16 protein-coding genes and 1 tRNA gene are annotated in these 17,771 nt (G+C 59.3%); 10 read left to right on the forward strand and 7 right to left on the reverse strand.

What is annotated here, in order from left to right:
- The first annotated feature begins 13 nt into the window (after nucleotides 1-13).
- The 10 genes from CKW17_RS20605 to CKW17_RS20650 all read left to right on the forward strand — a co-directional run bounded on the left by CKW17_RS20605 (nucleotide 14) and on the right by CKW17_RS20650 (nucleotide 11,980).
- The gene (locus CKW17_RS20605; RefSeq protein ID WP_008086805.1) at nucleotides 14-1,024 is read left to right on the forward strand and encodes an ornithine carbamoyltransferase; all 1,011 of its coding nucleotides are present in this window, start codon (nucleotides 14-16) and stop codon (nucleotides 1,022-1,024) included.
- Nucleotides 1,025-1,166: 142 nt separating this feature from the next.
- A complete protein-coding gene (gene arcC / locus CKW17_RS20610) occupies nucleotides 1,167-2,096 on the forward strand; it encodes a carbamate kinase (RefSeq protein WP_034153407.1) in 930 nt (309 codons plus the stop codon).
- 62 nt (nucleotides 2,097-2,158) lie between these two features.
- Nucleotides 2,159-2,521, forward strand: a complete 363-nt coding sequence (locus CKW17_RS20615; protein ID WP_095121303.1) for a DUF5064 family protein — start codon at nucleotides 2,159-2,161, stop codon at nucleotides 2,519-2,521.
- A gap of 245 nt (nucleotides 2,522-2,766) precedes the next feature.
- Nucleotides 2,767-4,275: a sigma-54-dependent transcriptional regulator gene (locus CKW17_RS20620; RefSeq protein WP_095121305.1), complete on the forward strand. Its 1,509-nt coding sequence runs from the start codon at nucleotides 2,767-2,769 to the stop codon at nucleotides 4,273-4,275.
- A gap of 439 nt (nucleotides 4,276-4,714) precedes the next feature.
- On the forward strand, nucleotides 4,715-5,098 hold the full coding sequence (gene gcvH / locus CKW17_RS20625) for a glycine cleavage system protein GcvH (protein WP_095121307.1): 384 nt from the start codon (nucleotides 4,715-4,717) through the stop codon (nucleotides 5,096-5,098).
- 11 nt (nucleotides 5,099-5,109) lie between these two features.
- Complete coding sequence (gene gcvP, locus CKW17_RS20630) at nucleotides 5,110-7,962, forward strand: aminomethyl-transferring glycine dehydrogenase (RefSeq protein ID WP_095121308.1); 2,853 nt, start codon at nucleotides 5,110-5,112, stop codon at nucleotides 7,960-7,962.
- Nucleotides 7,963-8,142: 180 nt separating this feature from the next.
- Nucleotides 8,143-9,519: an L-serine ammonia-lyase gene (locus CKW17_RS20635; protein WP_095121310.1), complete on the forward strand. Its 1,377-nt coding sequence runs from the start codon at nucleotides 8,143-8,145 to the stop codon at nucleotides 9,517-9,519.
- Between the two features lie 135 nt (nucleotides 9,520-9,654).
- The gene (gene gcvT / locus CKW17_RS20640) at nucleotides 9,655-10,779 is read left to right on the forward strand and encodes a glycine cleavage system aminomethyltransferase GcvT (protein ID WP_095121311.1); all 1,125 of its coding nucleotides are present in this window, start codon (nucleotides 9,655-9,657) and stop codon (nucleotides 10,777-10,779) included.
- 403 nt (nucleotides 10,780-11,182) lie between these two features.
- The gene (locus CKW17_RS20645) at nucleotides 11,183-11,395 is read left to right on the forward strand and encodes a cold-shock protein (RefSeq protein ID WP_003227496.1); all 213 of its coding nucleotides are present in this window, start codon (nucleotides 11,183-11,185) and stop codon (nucleotides 11,393-11,395) included.
- A gap of 96 nt (nucleotides 11,396-11,491) precedes the next feature.
- Nucleotides 11,492-11,980, forward strand: coding sequence for an RDD family protein (locus CKW17_RS20650; RefSeq protein WP_095121313.1), 489 nt, complete (start codon nucleotides 11,492-11,494; stop codon nucleotides 11,978-11,980).
- A gap of 136 nt (nucleotides 11,981-12,116) precedes the next feature.
- On the opposite strand, the gene nadA is transcribed toward CKW17_RS20650, so the two are convergent.
- The 7 genes from nadA to tolB all read right to left on the reverse strand — a co-directional run bounded on the left by nadA (nucleotide 12,117) and on the right by tolB (nucleotide 17,763).
- Nucleotides 12,117-13,175, reverse strand: coding sequence for a quinolinate synthase NadA (gene nadA, locus CKW17_RS20655; RefSeq protein WP_064119112.1), 1,059 nt, complete (start codon nucleotides 13,173-13,175; stop codon nucleotides 12,117-12,119).
- A gap of 271 nt (nucleotides 13,176-13,446) precedes the next feature.
- A tRNA-Lys gene (locus CKW17_RS20660) sits at nucleotides 13,447-13,522 on the reverse strand.
- A 62-nt stretch (nucleotides 13,523-13,584) separates the two neighbouring features.
- Nucleotides 13,585-14,277 carry a 7-cyano-7-deazaguanine synthase QueC gene (queC, locus tag CKW17_RS20665; protein ID WP_095121314.1) on the reverse strand — a complete coding sequence of 231 codons (693 nt, stop codon included), beginning with the start codon at nucleotides 14,275-14,277 and terminating at the stop codon, nucleotides 13,585-13,587.
- Between the two features lies 1 nt (nucleotide 14,278).
- The gene (queE, locus tag CKW17_RS20670) at nucleotides 14,279-14,926 is read right to left on the reverse strand and encodes a 7-carboxy-7-deazaguanine synthase QueE (RefSeq protein ID WP_007912722.1); all 648 of its coding nucleotides are present in this window, start codon (nucleotides 14,924-14,926) and stop codon (nucleotides 14,279-14,281) included.
- 166 nt (nucleotides 14,927-15,092) lie between these two features.
- On the reverse strand, nucleotides 15,093-15,926 hold the full coding sequence (gene ybgF / locus CKW17_RS20675) for a tol-pal system protein YbgF (protein ID WP_007912724.1): 834 nt from the start codon (nucleotides 15,924-15,926) through the stop codon (nucleotides 15,093-15,095).
- Between the two features lie 6 nt (nucleotides 15,927-15,932).
- On the reverse strand, nucleotides 15,933-16,430 hold the full coding sequence (gene pal, locus CKW17_RS20680; RefSeq protein WP_003178634.1) for a peptidoglycan-associated lipoprotein Pal: 498 nt from the start codon (nucleotides 16,428-16,430) through the stop codon (nucleotides 15,933-15,935).
- Nucleotides 16,431-16,482: 52 nt separating this feature from the next.
- Nucleotides 16,483-17,763 carry a Tol-Pal system beta propeller repeat protein TolB gene (tolB, locus tag CKW17_RS20685; RefSeq protein WP_016983828.1) on the reverse strand — a complete coding sequence of 427 codons (1,281 nt, stop codon included), beginning with the start codon at nucleotides 17,761-17,763 and terminating at the stop codon, nucleotides 16,483-16,485.
- Nucleotides 17,764-17,771 lie beyond the last annotated feature (8 nt).

A 17,771-nucleotide genomic window follows, 5' to 3' on the forward strand; every position in this document is an offset into this window, starting at 1 on the left:
AAGGAGAATCATCATGGCGTTCAACATTCACAACCGTAACCTGCTCAGCCTGGAACACCACACCCCACGTGAGCTGCGTTACCTGCTCGACCTGTCCCGCGATCTCAAACGCGCGAAGTACACCGGCACCGAGCAGCAACACCTGAAGGGCAACAACATCGCCCTGATCTTCGAAAAAACCTCGACCCGCACCCGTTGCGCGTTCGAAGTGGCGGCCTATGACCAAGGCGCCAACGTCACCTACATCGACCCGAACTCGTCGCAGATCGGCCACAAAGAAAGCATGAAAGACACCGCCCGCGTGCTGGGGCGCATGTACGACGCCATCGAGTACCGTGGCTTCAAACAGGAAATCGTCGAAGAGCTGGCCAAGTTCGCCGGTGTGCCGGTATTCAACGGCCTGACCGATGAATATCACCCGACGCAGATGATCGCCGACGTGCTGACCATGCGTGAACACGCCGACAAGCCGATCCATGAAATCAGCTACGCCTACCTCGGCGATGCGCGCAACAACATGGGCAACTCACTGCTGCTGGTCGGCGCCAAACTCGGCATGGACGTGCGCATCTGTGCACCGAAAGCGCTGTGGCCACTGGATGATCTGGTCGAGCGTTGCCACAAATATGCAGAAGAAAGTGGCGCACGTATCACCCTGACTGAAGACCCGAAAGCGGCGGTCAAAGGCGTCGACTTTATTCACACCGACGTCTGGGTGTCGATGGGCGAGCCGGTGGAAGCCTGGGCCGAGCGTATCCAGCAACTGCTGCCGTACCAGGTCAACGCCGAGCTGATGAAAGCCTCCGGCAACCCGCGCACCAAGTTCATGCACTGCCTGCCGGCGTTCCACAACAGCGATACCAAGGTCGGCAAACAGATTGCCGAGCAGTATCCGCACCTGAAAAACGGCATCGAAGTGACCGACGACGTGTTCGAGTCGCCTGCCTGCATCGCCTTCGAGCAAGCGGAAAACCGCATGCACACGATCAAGGCGATTCTGGTCTCGACCCTGGCTGATCTGTAACCACTGCTGATCCATGATCGTTCCCACGCTCCGGCGTGGGAATGCATCCCGTGACGCTCTGCGTCACAGCGGACGCGGAGCGTCCGTGGCGGCATTCCCACGCAGAGCGTGGGAACGATCAACACGAAAAAGGACATGCATTATGCGTATCGTCGTAGCGCTGGGCGGTAACGCCCTGCTCCGCCGTGGTGAACCGATGACCGCTGACAATCAGCGCGCCAACATCCGCATCGCCACCGAGCAAATCGCCAAGATCCACCCCGGCAACCAACTGGTCATCGCCCACGGCAATGGCCCGCAAGTCGGCCTGCTGTCGTTGCAAGCGGCGGCCTACACCTCCGTCACCCCTTACCCGCTGGACGTGCTCGGTGCCGAAACCGAAGGCATGATCGGCTACATCATCGAACAGGAACTGGGCAATTTGCTCGATTTCGAGGTGCCCTTCGCCACCCTCCTGACCCAGGTTGAAGTCGACGCCAAGGATCCGGCCTTCCAGAACCCGACCAAGCCGATCGGCCCGGTCTACGACAAGGCCGAAGCGGAAAAACTCGCCGCCGAAAAAGGCTGGGCAATCGCTCCGGACGGCGACAAGTTCCGCCGTGTGGTGGCCAGCCCACGGCCAAAACGCATCTTCGAAATCCGCCCGATCAAGTGGTTGCTGGACAAGGGCAGCATCGTGATTTGCGCCGGTGGCGGCGGCATTCCGACCATGTATGACGAGAACCGTAACCTCAAAGGCATCGAGGCGGTGATCGACAAGGACCTGTGCTCGTCGCTGCTCGCCGAGCAACTGGAAGCCGACCTGCTGGTGATCGCCACGGACGTCAACGCGGCGTTCATCGACTACGGTAAACCGACGCAGAAAGCCATTGCCGAAGCGCACCCGGACGAACTCGAACGCCTCGGTTTCGCTGCCGGCTCGATGGGGCCGAAGGTGCAGGCAGCCTGCGAATTCGCGCGCCATACTGGCAAGGTCGCGGTGATCGGTTCGCTGGCGGATATCGAAGCGATTGTCCAAGGTACTGCAGGTACTCGCGTGACCACGGCGAAGCCGGGCATCACTTACCGATAATTAGAAACTCCGGGGGCAGACCGAGGGTCTGCCCTTCTCCCATGCCTTGAAAGGAGAAACCCATGGCCCAGTTTGAACCCGGTCATTTGCATATTGAGCGACACGCGTTGACGCCGGATGACGTCAGTTACAACGTGCACCTCGACTATGAAGTGTTCAGCGATCCCAAAAAAGGCAAAGGCATCCAGTTCACGATGCATGGCAACCTTCAGGGCAAGGACATGAAAGAGACGTTCTTCCTGCCCAAAGAGGAGGCCTACAACTTTGCCAACAATGTGACGAAAATCGCCGAGAAGTACGGCATTCCCAAGACGCACAGCCAGATCGGCTCGGTTCACAAGCATTACGACATGATGTTTGAAGACATCCGCAAGCAACTTGATATGAAGTCCGGGGATCCGGTCAATCTTGAGCATTTCGAATAACCCGCAAAAGCCCCTCACCCTAGCCCTCTCCCAAAGGGAGAGGGGACTGATTGGGGGATGCTCTAGAGTTACACCGACCTGAACTCGCTTTACCGAATCCATAATCGACTGGTTCTTTCAGGTCGATGTCAAACCTCAGACACCTCGGTCGGCTCCCTCTCCCTCCGGGAGAGGGCTGGGGTGAGGGCGTTTTTGATTTAAGGCATACTTGCCACCCTCCGCTCTGCAGATCACTGAACCGCCCCATGCGTATCCACGTCAGCTTCATCGACCGCGTCGGCATCACCCAGGAAGTCCTGGCTATCCTCGGCGGGCGCAATCTCAATCTGGATGCGGTGGAGATGATCCCGCCCAACGTCTACATCGACGCGCCGACCCTGAGCCCGCAAGTGCTCGAAGAACTGAAAGATGCGTTGTTTCGCGTGCTCGGCGTGGTCGCGGTGACCGTGGTCGACATCCTCCCCGGCCAGCGTCGGCACTTGCAGCTCGATGCCTTGCTCGCGGCGATGACCGACCCGGTACTCGCGCTCGACAGCGCCGGCAAGGTGCTGCTGGCCAACCCGGCGTTGATCGCGTTGTACGGTCGTGAGCCGGCGGGTGAAAGCGTCTCTGAACTGTTCAACGATCCGGCCCTGCTCGACACCTTGCTCGAACACGGCTTCCGCCTGCCGCTGCGCGAAATCACCGTCAACGGTCAGACCCTGTTGCTCGACGCCACGCCGATCACCGACGCGGGCGCGCTGCTAACCTTGTACCAACCCAACCGCATCGGTGAACAACTCTCGGCACTGCACCACGATCACGCCGAAGGTTTCGATGCATTGCTCGGCGAATCCCCGGCAATCCGCACGCTCAAGGCTCGTGCGCAACGGGTTGCCGCCCTCGATGCGCCGCTGCTGATCCAGGGCGAAACCGGCACCGGTAAAGAACTGGTTGCCCGTGCCTGCCACGCCATCAGCACTCGGCACAGCGCACCGTTTCTCGCCCTCAACTGCGCAGCGCTGCCGGAGAACCTCGCCGAAAGCGAACTGTTCGGCTACGCCCCCGGTGCCTTCACCGGTGCAGCGCGCGGTGGCAAACCGGGGCTGATGGAACTGGCCAACCAGGGCACGGTGTTTCTCGATGAGATCGGCGAGATGTCGCCGTACTTGCAGGCCAAACTGCTGCGTTTCTTGAACGACGGCAGCTTCCGCCGCGTCGGTGGCGATCGTGAAGTGAAGGTCAATGTGCGCATCCTCAGCGCGACCCACCGTGATCTGGAGAAAATGGTCAGCGAAGGCCTGTTCCGCGAAGACCTGTTCTACCGCCTCAACGTGCTCAACGTCGAAGTCCCGCCGCTGCGCGAGCGCGGCCAGGACATTCTGTTGCTGGCACGCTATTTCATGCAGCAGGCTTGTGCGCAAATTCAGCGCCCGGTCTGCCGCCTCGCCCCGGGGACTTACCCGGCGCTGCTCGGCAACCGCTGGCCGGGCAACGTGCGGCAATTGCAGAACGTGATCTTCCGCGCGGCGGCGATCTGCGAGAGCAGTCTGGTGGATATTGGCGATCTCGATATTGCTGGCACCTCGGTCGCACGGCAAACCGACAGCGATGTCGACAGCCTCGAACAAGCCGTCGAGTCCTTCGAAAAAACGCTGCTGGAAAAGCTCTACGTCAGCTACCCCTCGACCCGCCAACTGGCCAGCCGCCTGCAAACTTCGCACACGGCCATCGCGCATCGATTGCGCAAGTACGGCATTCCCAACAAGCCCTGAACCCACCACGAATCCCCTTGTAGGAGCTGCCGGAGGCTGCGATCTTTTGACTTTGGATGTGTATTGCCCGGGTCAAGATCGCAGCCTTCGGCAGCTCCTACAGTCCGGGTTTCCAATTCAAAAAATCCGGGTTCCCAGTTTAAAAACGACCTTCAACTGTACTGAAAGCGCTACAGCGGAACGATATCAATACACCCTCCTCCGATCACCGCTGTGCAAGGCTTTGATCCCGTTCAGCTTTTATCCTCGCTCCATGCTGTAGCGATTTCGCTACAGAGATGCCTCCCGTGTCGCCCCCTCCAATATCTAAATTATTGATTTATAAAGATAAATAAACCTTGGCCGCATTCTTGCTAATCAACCCCTCATAAATAAGGGCCTTCGCGCCCGACTATTCCACCGCGTCCACCAGACGAGTCTGGCCCCCTGAGGAGTTTCCATGAGCGAGTTGCGTTTTACTGAAGATCACGAATGGCTGCGCACCGAAGCTGACGGCAGCGTTACTGTCGGCATCACCGCTTTCGCGCAGAACGCCCTGGGCGACGTGGTGTTCGTGCAACTGCCTGAGCTGCAGGCCTACGAAAAAGGCGCCGAAGCCGCCACCGTGGAATCGGTAAAAGCCGCCAGCGGCGTGTACATGCCGCTCGATGGCGAAGTACTGGCCGTCAACCCGGCGCTCGAAGACGCTCCGGAACTGGTCAACGAAGATCCACTGGGTGAAGGCTGGTTCTTCCGCTTCCAGCCAAGCGACGCTTCGGCCGTAGCCAAACTGCTCGACCAGGACGCGTACGACCGTCTGATCAAAGCCCAAGCCGAAGCCTGAGGAATACCGACATGACTCAAGTAAACCTTGGCACCGCCAACGAATTCATCGCCCGTCACATCGGCCCGCGCGCCGGTGACGAGCAAGCCATGCTCAACAGCCTCGGCTTCGACTCGCTCGAAGCGCTGAGCGCCAGCGTCATCCCGGAAAGCATCAAGGGCACCAGCGTGCTCGGCATGGACGACGGCCTGAGCGAAGCCGATGCACTGGCGATGATCAAATCGATCGCCGGCAAAAATCAGCTGTTCAAGACCTACATCGGCCAGGGCTACTACAACTGCCACACGCCGTCGCCGATCCTGCGCAACCTGCTGGAAAACCCGGCCTGGTACACCGCTTACACCCCGTATCAGCCAGAAATTTCCCAGGGTCGTCTCGAAGCGCTGCTGAACTTCCAGACCATGATCAGTGACCTCACCGGCCTGCCGATCGCCAACGCCTCGCTGCTCGACGAAGCCACCGCCGCTGCCGAAGCCATGACCTTCTGCAAACGCCTGAGCAAGAACAAGGGCAGCCACCAATTCTTCGCCTCGATCCACAGCCACCCGCAAACCCTCGACGTGCTGCGCACTCGTGCCGAGCCGCTGGGCATTGACGTTGTCGTCGGCGACGAGCGTGAACTGACCGACGTAACGCCGTTCTTCGGCGCGCTGCTGCAATACCCGGCGAGCAACGGTGATGTCTTCGACTACCGCGAACTGACCGAACGCTTCCACGCTGCCAACGCTTTGGTGGCTGTGGCCGCTGACCTGCTGGCCCTGACCCTGCTGACCGCGCCGGGCGAGTTCGGCGCTGACGTCGCCATCGGTTCGGCACAACGTTTCGGCGTGCCGCTGGGCTTCGGTGGCCCGCACGCCGCGTACTTCTCCACCAAAGATGCGTTCAAACGCGATATGCCGGGCCGTCTGGTCGGCGTGTCGGTTGACCGTTTCGGCAAGCCGGCCCTGCGTCTGGCGATGCAAACCCGCGAGCAACACATCCGCCGCGAGAAGGCCACGTCGAACATCTGCACCGCACAGGTGCTGCTGGCCAACATCGCCAGCATGTACGCCGTCTACCACGGCCCGAAAGGCCTGACGAAGATCGCCAACCGCGTGCATCACCTGACCGCGATTCTGGCCAAGGGCCTGACCGCGCTCGGCGCGAAAGTCGAACAAGCCAGTTTCTTCGACACCCTGACCGTGGCCACCGGCGCACAAACCGCCGTGCTGCATGACAAGGCGCACGCTGCGCAGATCAACCTGCGCGTGATCGACGCTCAGCGTCTGGGCCTGTCGGTTGATGAAACCACCACCCAGGCGGACATCGAAACCCTGTGGGGCCTGTTCGCCGACGGCAAGACCCTGCCGGACTTCGCTGCGCTGGCCGCCTCGGTGCAAAGCACCATCCCAGCATCGCTGGTACGCCAGTCGCCAATCCTCAGCCACCCGGTGTTCAACCGTTATCACTCGGAAACCGAGCTGATGCGCTACCTGCGCAAACTGGCGGACAAAGACCTGGCACTGGATCGCACCATGATCCCGCTGGGTTCGTGCACCATGAAACTCAACGCCGCCAGCGAAATGATCCCGGTGACCTGGGCTGAATTCGGTGCGCTGCACCCGTTCGCCCCGGCCGCACAAAGCGCCGGTTACCAGCAACTGACTGACGAACTGGAAGCGATGCTCTGCGCCGCCACCGGTTACGACGCGATCTCGCTGCAACCGAACGCCGGTTCGCAAGGTGAATACGCTGGCCTGCTGGCGATCCGCGCCTATCACCAGAGCCGTGGCGATGAGCGTCGCGACATCTGCCTGATCCCCTCGTCCGCCCACGGCACCAACCCGGCCACCGCCAACATGGCTGGCATGCGCGTTGTCGTGACTGCGTGCGATGCCCGCGGCAACGTCGACATCGAAGACCTGCGCGCCAAAGCCATCGAGCACCGCGAGCACCTCGCCGCGCTGATGATCACTTACCCGTCGACCCACGGCGTGTTCGAAGAAGGCATCCGCGAAATCTGCGCGATCATTCATGACAACGGCGGCCAGGTGTACATCGACGGCGCCAACATGAACGCGATGGTTGGCCTCTGTGCACCGGGCAAGTTCGGCGGCGACGTCTCGCACCTGAACCTGCACAAAACCTTCTGCATCCCCCACGGCGGTGGCGGCCCGGGCGTTGGTCCGATTGGCGTCAAGTCGCACCTGACCCCGTTCCTGCCGGGCCACGGCCAGATGGAACGCAAGGAAGGCGCGGTCTGCGCGGCACCGTTCGGCAGCGCAAGTATTTTGCCGATCACCTGGATGTACATTCGCATGATGGGCGGCGCGGGTCTGAAGCGTGCTTCCCAATTGGCGATCCTCAACGCCAACTACATTTCCCGTCGCCTGGAAGAGCACTACCCAGTGCTGTACACCGGCAGCAACGGTCTGGTGGCGCACGAGTGCATTCTCGATCTGCGTCCGTTGAAAGACAGCAGCGGCATCAGCGTTGATGACGTCGCCAAGCGCCTGATCGACTTCGGTTTCCACGCACCGACCATGTCGTTCCCGGTCGCCGGCACGCTGATGATCGAGCCGACCGAAAGCGAATCCAAGGAAGAACTGGATCGCTTCTGCGACGCCATGATCCGTATCCGCGAAGAAATCCGCGCGGTGGAAAACGGCACGCTGGACAAGGACGACAACCCACTGAAGAACGCGCCGCACACCGCTGCGGAACTGGTTGGCGAGTGGACCCACCCGTACAGCCGCGAGCAGGCCGTTTATCCGGTTGCGTCGTTGATTGAAGGCAAATACTGGCCGCCGGTCGGTCGTGTCGACAACGTCTTCGGCGATCGCAACCTAGTGTGCGCCTGCCCGTCGATCGAAAGCTACGCTTAAGGAAAGCAGCTGCGAGCTTTGAGCTACAAGCTGCAAGTAAGGGCTGATCTGCTTTTTACTTGCGGTTTGTATCTTGCTGCACGCACTGCGGCCTTATAGAAGCCGCAAGGAAAAACCCGATCCGCTTTTACTTGTAGCTTGCAACTTGAAGCTCACCACTGCTCCGCAGGAGCCCCCCTCATGTCGTTAAGCGTGTTCGACCTGTTCAAGATTGGCATCGGCCCCTCCAGTTCCCACACCGTCGGCCCGATGCGTGCAGCTGCCCGTTTCGCCGAAGGCCTGCAACGTGAACACCTGCTGACCACCACCGCCAGCGTTCGCGTTGAACTCTACGGCTCCCTCGGCGCCACCGGTAAAGGTCACGGCAGCGACAAAGCCGTGCTGCTCGGCCTCGAAGGCGAACACCCGGACACCGTCGATACCGAAACCGTCGCCGCGCGCCTGCAAGAAATTCGCGGCAACGGCCGACTGAATCTGCTCGGTGAACACAGCATTGCGTTCAACGAGAAAGAACACTTGGCGATGATCCGCAAGCCGCTGGCCTATCACCCCAACGGCATGATCTTCCGCGCCTTTGATGCGGCGGGGATTCAGATCCGCAGCCGCGAGTACTACTCGGTGGGTGGTGGTTTTGTCGTCGATGAAGACGCGGCCGGAGCCGATCGCATCGTCGAAGACGCCACGCCGCTGACCTTCCCGTTCAAAAGTGCCAAGGACTTGCTCGGTCATTGCGCCACCTACGGTCTGTCGATCAGTCAGGTGATGCTGACTAATGAAAGCGCTTGGCGCCCCGAAGCGGAGACCCGTGCCGGCCTGCTGAAAATCTGGCAAGTGATGCAGGACTGCGTCGCCGCCGGTTGTCGTAACGAAGGCATCCTGCCGGGCGGTTTGAAGGTCAAACGCCGAGCGGCGGCGTTGCATCGACAACTGTGCAAGAACCCGGAATCGGCGTTGCGTGATCCTTTGTCAGTGCTTGATTGGGTCAATCTCTACGCACTGGCGGTCAACGAAGAAAACGCCAATGGTGGCCGCGTAGTCACCGCACCCACTAACGGTGCAGCGGGGATCATTCCGGCGGTACTGCATTACTACATGCGCTTCATCCCCGGCGCGAATGACGACGGCGTCGTGCGCTTTCTGCTGACCGCGGCGGCCATCGGCATTCTCTACAAGGAAAACGCCTCGATCTCCGGCGCTGAAGTTGGTTGTCAGGGTGAAGTCGGCGTGGCCTGCTCAATGGCGGCCGGCGCGTTGTGTGAAGTGCTCGGCGGCAGTGTTCAGCAAGTCGAAAACGCGGCGGAAATCGGCATGGAACACAACCTCGGCCTGACCTGCGACCCAATTGGCGGGTTGGTGCAGGTGCCGTGCATCGAGCGCAACGCGATGGGCTCGGTGAAAGCCATCAACGCGGTGCGCATGGCCATGCGCGGCGACGGCCAGCATTTCGTCTCACTCGACAAAGTCATCCGCACCATGCGCCAGACCGGCGCCGACATGAAAAGCAAATACAAAGAGACCGCCCGTGGCGGTCTGGCGGTCAACATCATCGAATGCTGACCTCACCCCCAGCCCTCTCCCTCCGGGAGATAAACGTACCTAACTCCCTCTCCCTCCGGGAGAGGGCTGGGGTGAGGGGCTTTTGATCTTGATCTAGCCCCATACCCCCAAACTCAAATTTTCAAGGAGCCACGCATGTCCACCGAACAACTGTCGAAAACCCCGCTGCACGCTCTGCACATCGAACTCGGCGCCCGCATGGTGCCGTTCGCCGGCTACGACATGCCGGTGCAATACCCGCTCGGCGTGATGAAAGAACACCAGCACACCCGTGAACAGGCCGGGCTGTTCGACGTCTCGCACATGGGTCAGATCCGCCTGACCGGTGCCAATGCCGCCAAAGCCCTGGAAACCCTGGTGCCGGTAGACATCATCGATCTGCCGGTGGGCATGCAGCGTTACGCGATGTTCACCAACGACAACGGCGGCATTCTCGACGACCTGATGGTTGCCAACCTCGGCAACGACGAACTGTTCCTGGTGGTCAACGCCGCGTGCAAGGATCAGGACCTGGCCCACCTGCAAAAGCACATCGGCGCTCAGTGCACCATTACGGCGCTGTTCGAGGAGCGCGCACTGCTGGCATTGCAGGGTCCGGCGGCCGTTACGGTGCTGGCGCGACTGGCGCCTTCCGTTGAAAAAATGACTTTTATGCAGTTCGCCCGTGAGAATCTGTTGGGCGTCGAATGCTTTGTCAGCCGTTCGGGCTACACCGGTGAAGACGGTTTCGAAATCTCCGTTCCGGCCGCTGATGCGGAAAAACTTGCGCGCGCCCTACTCGCTGAACCGGAAGTCCAGGCCATCGGCCTCGGTGCCCGCGATTCGCTGCGCCTGGAAGCCGGCCTGTGCCTCTACGGCCACGACATGAACACCGAGACCACGCCAATCGAGGCCAGCCTGTTATGGGCGATCTCCAAGCCACGTCGCGCTGATGGCGCGCGGGCCGGCGGTTTCCCGGGCGCGGAGAACGTTTTCGCCCAGCAACAGAATGGCGTCGCGCGCAAACGCGTCGGCCTGCTGCCGCAAGAACGTACGCCAGTGCGTGAAGGCGCAGAAATCGTCAACGAAGCCGGCGAAATCATCGGCAGCGTGTGCAGCGGCGGTTTCGGTCCGACCTTGGGTGGGCCGTTGGCGATGGGTTACCTCGACAGCGCTTATGTCACCCTCGACACACCGGTTTGGGCCATCGTGCGTGGGAAAAAGGTGCCAATGCTTGTAAGCAAAATGCCATTTGTTCCACAACGCTACTATCGCGGTTGATTGACTGTTTCTATAAGTAACGCGATTGCGTAATGCGTGCACTAATGTGTCACGCAATCGCCACAAAAAAGTGCATTTTCTAACAATCGATTCGAATATGAACTTTGCTTATAACGTTCGAAAACAATTGAACAAGCGAATCGTCTAAGGCTGCACTAGTGAAAGGATTAACTTGCTCAGGCTCAGTAAAACCGGGGGCTTCGCAGGGCTTGTTTTTTCTCCCGTAGTTGGCGTAGAGTTTCTCCACTGTGTTTGCATGGGTCAGCTTGGAATCGTGACCTGGGCAGTAGCCTACAAGTTAGCTACATCCCGTTCGACGTCTTCTTACTCTCCTGCAACCAGCCCCAGTACTCTTTCATGAGAAAGAGACTGTCATCAATTTTTGCGTCAAAGGAAATAAGAAATGTCCACACGTCAGAGCGGTACCGTCAAGTGGTTTAACGACGAGAAAGGTTTTGGTTTTATCACTCCAGAAAGCGGTCCGGATCTGTTCGTGCATTTCCGCGCCATTCAGGGCAACGGCTTCAAAAGCCTGAAAGAAGGCCAGAAAGTGACCTTCGTTGCTGTGCAAGGCCAGAAAGGCATGCAGGCTGACGAAGTACAAGCAGAAGCCTGATTTCTGTTACGAAAAAGCCCCTGATATTGATATCAGGGGCTTTTTTGTGCGCGCGAATCCGTAAAATGGCGCTTCATTTTGCGTCCAGAGGCTGCCATGTCGAAAAACCTGCTCACGCCCCAAGGGGATTTCCCTCCCGTTGGTCTAGGTCGCCGTCTGGCCGCGATGTTCTATGACTTTTTGCTGTGCACCGCATTGCTGATCGTTACCGGCTTCGTTTACAAAATGATCCAGGCAGCGATCATCGGCGAAGAGCGTCTGCGGGTGATGACCGATGCCGGGCAACTGGACGGTGATCCGCTCTACTCGACAGTGCTGGTATTGGTGCTGTTTGCGTTCTTTGCCAAGTTCTGGACCCATGGCGGGCAGACACTGGGCATGCAGGTGTGGGGCATTCGCGTACAGAACGCCGATGGCACGGCGATCAGCCTGTGGCAGGCTCTGTTGCGGTTTATGGTGTCGATCGCTTCGTGGCTGTGCGTAGGGCTGGGATTTTTCTGGTCGCTTTACGACAAGCAGAAGCGCACGTGGCATGACATCTACTCCGATACCCGCGTGGTACGAATCCCGAAGAAGACCAAATAACTACCAGACACCAAAAACCACTGTGGGAGCGAGCCTGCTCGCGAAGGCTTAGTGTCAGCCAACATTTATGTCTGCTGATTCACCGCCTTCGCGAGCAGGCTCGCTCCCACAGGTTCTGGGGTGTGTCTGAAAGAGCTTAGGCGTTACCGGCCAGCTTCATCCGCGCCGCCTGGGTGAAATCCAGCATCCGCTTCAACGGCCGAATAGCCTGCGGAATCAACGCCGGATCGACAAAGATCTCGTTCGCCCCCTCCTTCAAGCTCTTCAGCGTGCGCTCAAGGGTGTTCATGGCCATCCACGGGCAATGTGCGCAACTGCGGCACGCCGCGCCGTTACCGGCGGTTGGCGCTTCGATAAAGACCTTGTCCGGGCACAACTGCTGCATCTTGTAGAAGATGCCACGGTCGGTCGCAACGATCAGGGTCTTGTTCGGCAGCGATTGCGCGGCAGCGATCAACTGGCTGGTGGAACCCACGGCGTCCGCCAGTTCGATCACCGACGTTGGCGACTCCGGGTGCACGAGGATCGCAGCGTCCGGGTACAACGCTTTCATGTCTTCGAGCTGCTTGGACTTGAACTCTTCGTGAACGATGCAGGCACCGTCCCACAGCAGCATGTCGGCGCCGGTCTTGCGCTGAATGTACGTGCCGAGGTGCTTGTCCGGACCCCAGATGATGGTCTCGCCGTTGTCCATCAGGCTTTCGACGATTTCCAGCGCGCAACTCGATGTCACCACCCAGTCAGCCCGCGCTTTCACAGCAGCGGAAGTGTTGGCATAGACCACCACCGTGCGCTCCGGGTGCTGATCGCAGAACGCCGAGAACTCGTCGACCGGGCAACCCAGGTCCAGCGAGCAGGTCGCCTCCAGAGTCGGCATCAGCACGCGTTTTTCCGGGTTGAGGATCTTCGCGGTCTCGCCCATGAACTTCACGCCGGCGACCACCACGGTTTTGGCCGGATGAGCGTTGCCGAAGCGGGCCATTTCCAGAGAGTCAGAGACACAGCCACCGGTTTCTTCGGCCAGAGCCTGAATCACCGGGTCGCAATAAAAGTGGGCCACCAGCACCGCGTCCTGAGCCTTGAGCTCGGCGGCAATGGCGGAACGGTAATAAGCCTCTTCCTCAGCGGTCAGCGGTTTGGGCTGTTTGGCATCGAGGTGAGCTTGAACCAGAAGGCGTTCGGAAATCTGCGTCATGTTCGCAAGACCTGCAGGCGCTTTCGCGCGAAAGTCGAGTATACACCCGGCTCCGGACCGCTTGAGGGTACCGCCGGGAGAGTGAATATTATCAGGCACGGACAGCATTGAAGCTGCGCAAGGCTACAGAATATCCCGTTGATACAAAAGATGATTCTGACCTGCGTCAGCGCTGCGGGTAGTGAAATAACGCGGAGCGAAATTACAGGCAAAAAAAAACCCGGAAATCCTCACTTTCGTGGGCCTTCCGGATTTTCTAAACCGCCAAATATGGTGGGTCGTGTGGGATTCGAACCTACGACCAATTGGTTAAAAGCCAACTGCTCTACCAACTGAGCTAACGACCCGCTGTGTGGTGGCGCGTATAATACTGATTTTTAAGGACTATTCAACACCTTTTTGAAAATAATCAAAAATAAGGTGTTGGGTCGTCCACACCAGCGGCCGCAAAGCCTTCTGCGCGCAGGCGGCAGCTGTCGCATTTACCGCACGCGCGGCCGTCATCGTCGGCCTGATAGCAGGAAACGGTGAGGCCATAATCAACGCCGAGCTTAACGCCCGCCTGAACGATCTGTGCCTTGCTCAGGTTCTGCAACGGCGCCTGGATGCGGAAACCGTTGCCTTCAACGCCAGCCTTGGTCGCCAGATTGGCCATGCGCTCGAACGACTCGATGAACTCGGGGCGGCAATCCGGGTAACCGGAATAGTCCACGGCGTTGACACCAATAAAGATGTCGCGTGCACCCAGTACTTCTGCCCAGCCCAACGCCAGCGACAGGAACACCGTGTTACGCGCCGGCACGTACGTCACCGGAATGCCTTCGCCCAACTCTTCGGGGATGTCGATGCTGGTGTCGGTCAGTGCCGAGCCGCCCATACCATTGAGGTTGAGGCCAATCACCTTGTGCTCGACCACGCCCAAGTCGCGGGCGACGCGGGCAGCGGCGTGCAGTTCGGCGTGCGAACGCTGGCCGTAGTCGAAGCTCATGGTGTAGCAGCGGTAGCCTTCGGCGCGTGCCATGGCCACGACGGTCGCCGAATCGAGGCCGCCGGACAGCAGGATGACGGCGCGCTTTTCATTAGTCTTCAGTTGTTCAGTCATCTCAGCGCCCCGGCTCGTCGTTCCACAGATATTTATGCAACTGCAATTGCAAGCGCACCGGCAGGTTGTCCGCCACCACCCAGTCCGCCAGATCCCGCGCATTGAGGTCATGGTGACTTGGGGAAAACAGCACTTCGCCGGCACGCCGATCAAGGCCGTACTGAATCAGTTTGGAGACGGCCCAGTCATAGTCGTCCCGCGAGCAGATAACAAACTTCACCTGATCGTTGGGCGTCAGCAGTTCGATGTTCTCGTAACGGTTGCGATGGGCTTCTTTCGAATCCGGCGTCTTCAGGTCGACAACGCGACTGACGCGCGGATCGACAGCCGAGACGTCGAGGGCGCCACTGGTTTCCAGCGAGACCTCGTAACCGGCATCACACAGCTGTTTGAGCAAAGGAATGGCGTTCGGCTGCGCCAGCGGTTCACCACCGGTGACACAGACGTAGCGCGGACGAAATCCGGCCACTTGCTCGAGGATATCGTCGAGGGTACGGACGGTGCCGCCGCTGAAGGCATAGGCGCTGTCGCAGTATTGGCAACGCAAAGGGCAACCGGTCAGGCGCACAAAAACAGTGGGCAGCCCGGCAGTCCGCGTTTCCCCCTGCAACGAGTAGAAAACTTCGGTGATTCTCAATGTGTCTTGCATAGTCGCCACGGGCGTAACAGCTAAACAGGCTGTCCGCCTCCGTCAGGCACTTCAGGCAATCCCGCCAACGCGTAGACCGCAAGAAGCGTGTTTCAGAAAAAGGGCGTGAATTCTAACGAAAAAACCCGCGACAAGCGCGGGTTTCTTCCAAACGGGTCAAGCGTGCTTACATGCGTTGCAGATCGCGTTGAGCCAACTGAGCGGCGGACGTGCCCGGGTATTGGGCCACCACCTGCTGCAGAATGCCTTTGACCTTGTCGGTATGACCGAGGCGGCGTTCTACGTCAGCCAGCTTGTACAGCGAGTCCGGCACTTTGGCGTGCTTGGGATACAGCTGCGAAACCTTGGCGAAAGCCTGACCTGCACCTTGCAGATCGCCTTTGGCCAGATTGACTTCGCCCAACCAGTACTGGGCGTTGCCCGCGTATTGGCTGTTCGGGTATTTGCGCAGGAAAGCGGCAAAAGCCTGGCTGGCCTTGTCGAAATCCTTGGCTTTGATCAGGTCGAAAGCGGCATCGTAATACAGCTTTTCCTTGGCCGGATCACCCGGTTCGCTGCTTGCAGCAGGTGCCTGGGCAGCAGCCCCGGCGCCAGCGGCAGCACCGGCAGCAGCACTTGCATCGCCACCGGCAGAAGAATTCTCAGGAGTCGCGGCAGGTGCAACGCCGGATCCTATGCGCCGATCAAGATCCTGGTATCGCTCCAGGGATTCCTGCTTCATGCGCGCAACCTGATTCTGCAGTTCTTCAATCACACCTTGCTGGCGCGATATCTGATCCTGCATTTGTTGCAGTTGGTTGAACAGCATGCCTTGTGCCGAGGCAGGGGCCGAAGCCGCTCCCCCGGCATAGGCGCCGTTCGTACCGTAACCTGCAGGCGGATAACTGCTCCCGCTATTGTTATAACCGGAGTTGTCATCGACCACAGGAACCGCAGCCCACGCCGCAAGCGGCGCGAGGCTGAGAGCCAGAACAGTTACAGCACGACGGCACGTTCGCATATCGAATTACTTACGCAGTTCGACGCGACGGTTTTGAGCCCAGGACTGCTCGTCGTTGCCGGTAGCAACTGGACGCTCTTCGCCGTAGGAAACCAGTTCCAGCTGAGCTGGGGAAACACCTTGCAGTACCAGGTAGCGCTGAACGGCTTTCGCACGACGCTCGCCCAGTGCCATGTTGTACTCACGAGTACCACGTTCGTCGGTGTTGCCTTCCAGAACAACGCGAGCGCCGTTTGCTTTCAGGTCTTTGGCGTGAACGTCCAGAGCGCGCATGGCTTCTGGCTTCAGGTCCGAGCTGTCGTATTCGAAGTAGAAGGTGGTGATTGCGCGCAGAGCAGCTTCTTCGCTCAGGGAACCGTCAACGGCACCAGTGTTTGCGCCGTAACCAGCGTTTGGATCAACAGCGCCTTCACCGGCGTTGTCGCCGCCTTTGGACGAGCAACCTACAGCTACAGCCATGGCCAGAGCCAGCGCAGCAAATTTACCAAACTTCAGCATTTCCATCGTGAAACTCCTAATGAACCCCAGTGTGTTAAGTAAAACGTGTAGCGCCCGCTCACTTCAGGTAAGGGGACCAGGACGGTTCTCTGACTTCGCCTTGAGCGGTAGGAAGCGGGAGCCTAACGCGTCCATTAATGGACACGAGCATCAAGACTCCCCGGCCCTGTTGGCGGGTGGCGTAGATTACCATGGTGCCGTTGGGCGCAACAGTAGGTGACTCGTCCAGAGTGCTATCAGTGAGGATCTTTACACTCCCTCGCTGCAGATCCTGAGCTGCCACCTTGAAATTGGTGAAGCCATCCTGACGATGGATCATCACCAAAGTCTTTTCATCTGCCGAAAGTTTCGGGTTGGCGTTGTAGTTACCTACAAACGTCACACGCTCGGCACCACCGCCGCTGGCGCTGGTTTTATAGATCTGAGGCTTGCCGCCGCGGTCCGAGGTGAAGTAGATGGTCGAACCATCCTTGCCCCAGTACGGTTCGGTGTTGATGCCAGGACCTGCGGTCACACGGGTGATCTGGCGCGAAGCCAGGTTCATCACGTAAATGTCCGGGTTACCGTCTTTCGACAGTACGAACGCCAGGCGATCGCCGTTCGGCGACCAGGCTGGCGCGCCGTTCAGACCTTCGAAGTTGGTGATCTGCTCACGGCGACCGGTGTCGATGTTCTGCATGAAGATGCGCGGACGCTTCTGCTCGAACGACACGTAGGCGATGCGTTTGCCATCCGGTGCGAAGCGCGGCGACAGGATCGGCTCGCGCGATTGCAGCAGAGTCACGGCGCGGGCACCGTCATAGTCAGAACGTTGCAGGGTGTAACGCGTGTTCTTCTCGGAGAAACGTTCGGCTGTCACGTACAGCAGACGCGTCGAGAACGCACCTTCGATACCGGTCAGTTTCTGGAACGACTGGTCGGAGATGAAGTGCGCCATGTCGCGCAATTGCTCGGTGGTGCCGGAAACACTGCCGTCTGCCACTTTCTGCTCGGTGGCCACGTTGAACAGTGCCCACTGCACCTGCAGGCGACCGCCGGCTGGGGCAATGCTGCCAACCATCATGTATTGAGCACCCACCGCCTTCCAGTCACGGAAGATGATTTCGCTCGGCTGGCTTGGCTGGCTGATCATGTTTTGCTTTGGAATCGGCGAGTAGTAGCCCGAGTTACGCAAATCGTTACCAATGATTTCTGCCATGTCGTCCGGCAGCACGGCACCGCCCTGCATGCCGAACGGTACAACGGCGATCGGGGTAGCCCGATCGCTGCCGCTGGTAACCAGAATGTTCTTTTCATCTGCCATCGCGATCCCTGCCATGCAGCAGATCACGACCAGCATTCCTCGAA

This window comes from Pseudomonas sp. Irchel s3f10 (assembly GCF_900187515.1).
Taxonomy (GTDB): domain Bacteria; phylum Pseudomonadota; class Gammaproteobacteria; order Pseudomonadales; family Pseudomonadaceae; genus Aquipseudomonas; species Aquipseudomonas tensinigenes.

Bases quoted from the DNA above. Each gene is read 5' to 3' on its own strand.
- CKW17_RS20605 (WP_008086805.1), top strand. From the start codon at position 14: ATGGCGTTCAACATTCACAACCGTAACCTGCTCAGCCTGGAACACCAC.
- arcC (WP_034153407.1), top strand. From the start codon at position 1,167: ATGCGTATCGTCGTAGCGCTGGGCGGTAACGCCCTGCTCCGCCGTGGT.
- CKW17_RS20615 (WP_095121303.1), top strand. From the start codon at position 2,159: ATGGCCCAGTTTGAACCCGGTCATTTGCATATTGAGCGACACGCGTTG.
- CKW17_RS20620 (WP_095121305.1), top strand. From the start codon at position 2,767: ATGCGTATCCACGTCAGCTTCATCGACCGCGTCGGCATCACCCAGGAA.
- gcvH (WP_095121307.1), top strand. From the start codon at position 4,715: ATGAGCGAGTTGCGTTTTACTGAAGATCACGAATGGCTGCGCACCGAA.
- gcvP (WP_095121308.1), top strand. From the start codon at position 5,110: ATGACTCAAGTAAACCTTGGCACCGCCAACGAATTCATCGCCCGTCAC.
- CKW17_RS20635 (WP_095121310.1), top strand. From the start codon at position 8,143: ATGTCGTTAAGCGTGTTCGACCTGTTCAAGATTGGCATCGGCCCCTCC.
- gcvT (WP_095121311.1), top strand. From the start codon at position 9,655: ATGTCCACCGAACAACTGTCGAAAACCCCGCTGCACGCTCTGCACATC.
- CKW17_RS20645 (WP_003227496.1), top strand. From the start codon at position 11,183: ATGTCCACACGTCAGAGCGGTACCGTCAAGTGGTTTAACGACGAGAAA.
- CKW17_RS20650 (WP_095121313.1), top strand. From the start codon at position 11,492: ATGTCGAAAAACCTGCTCACGCCCCAAGGGGATTTCCCTCCCGTTGGT.
- nadA (WP_064119112.1), bottom strand. From the start codon at position 13,175: ATGACGCAGATTTCCGAACGCCTTCTGGTTCAAGCTCACCTCGATGCC.
- queC (WP_095121314.1), bottom strand. From the start codon at position 14,277: ATGACTGAACAACTGAAGACTAATGAAAAGCGCGCCGTCATCCTGCTG.
- queE (WP_007912722.1), bottom strand. From the start codon at position 14,926: ATGCAAGACACATTGAGAATCACCGAAGTTTTCTACTCGTTGCAGGGG.
- ybgF (WP_007912724.1), bottom strand. From the start codon at position 15,926: ATGCGAACGTGCCGTCGTGCTGTAACTGTTCTGGCTCTCAGCCTCGCG.
- pal (WP_003178634.1), bottom strand. From the start codon at position 16,430: ATGGAAATGCTGAAGTTTGGTAAATTTGCTGCGCTGGCTCTGGCCATG.
- tolB (WP_016983828.1), bottom strand. From the start codon at position 17,763: ATGCTGGTCGTGATCTGCTGCATGGCAGGGATCGCGATGGCAGATGAA.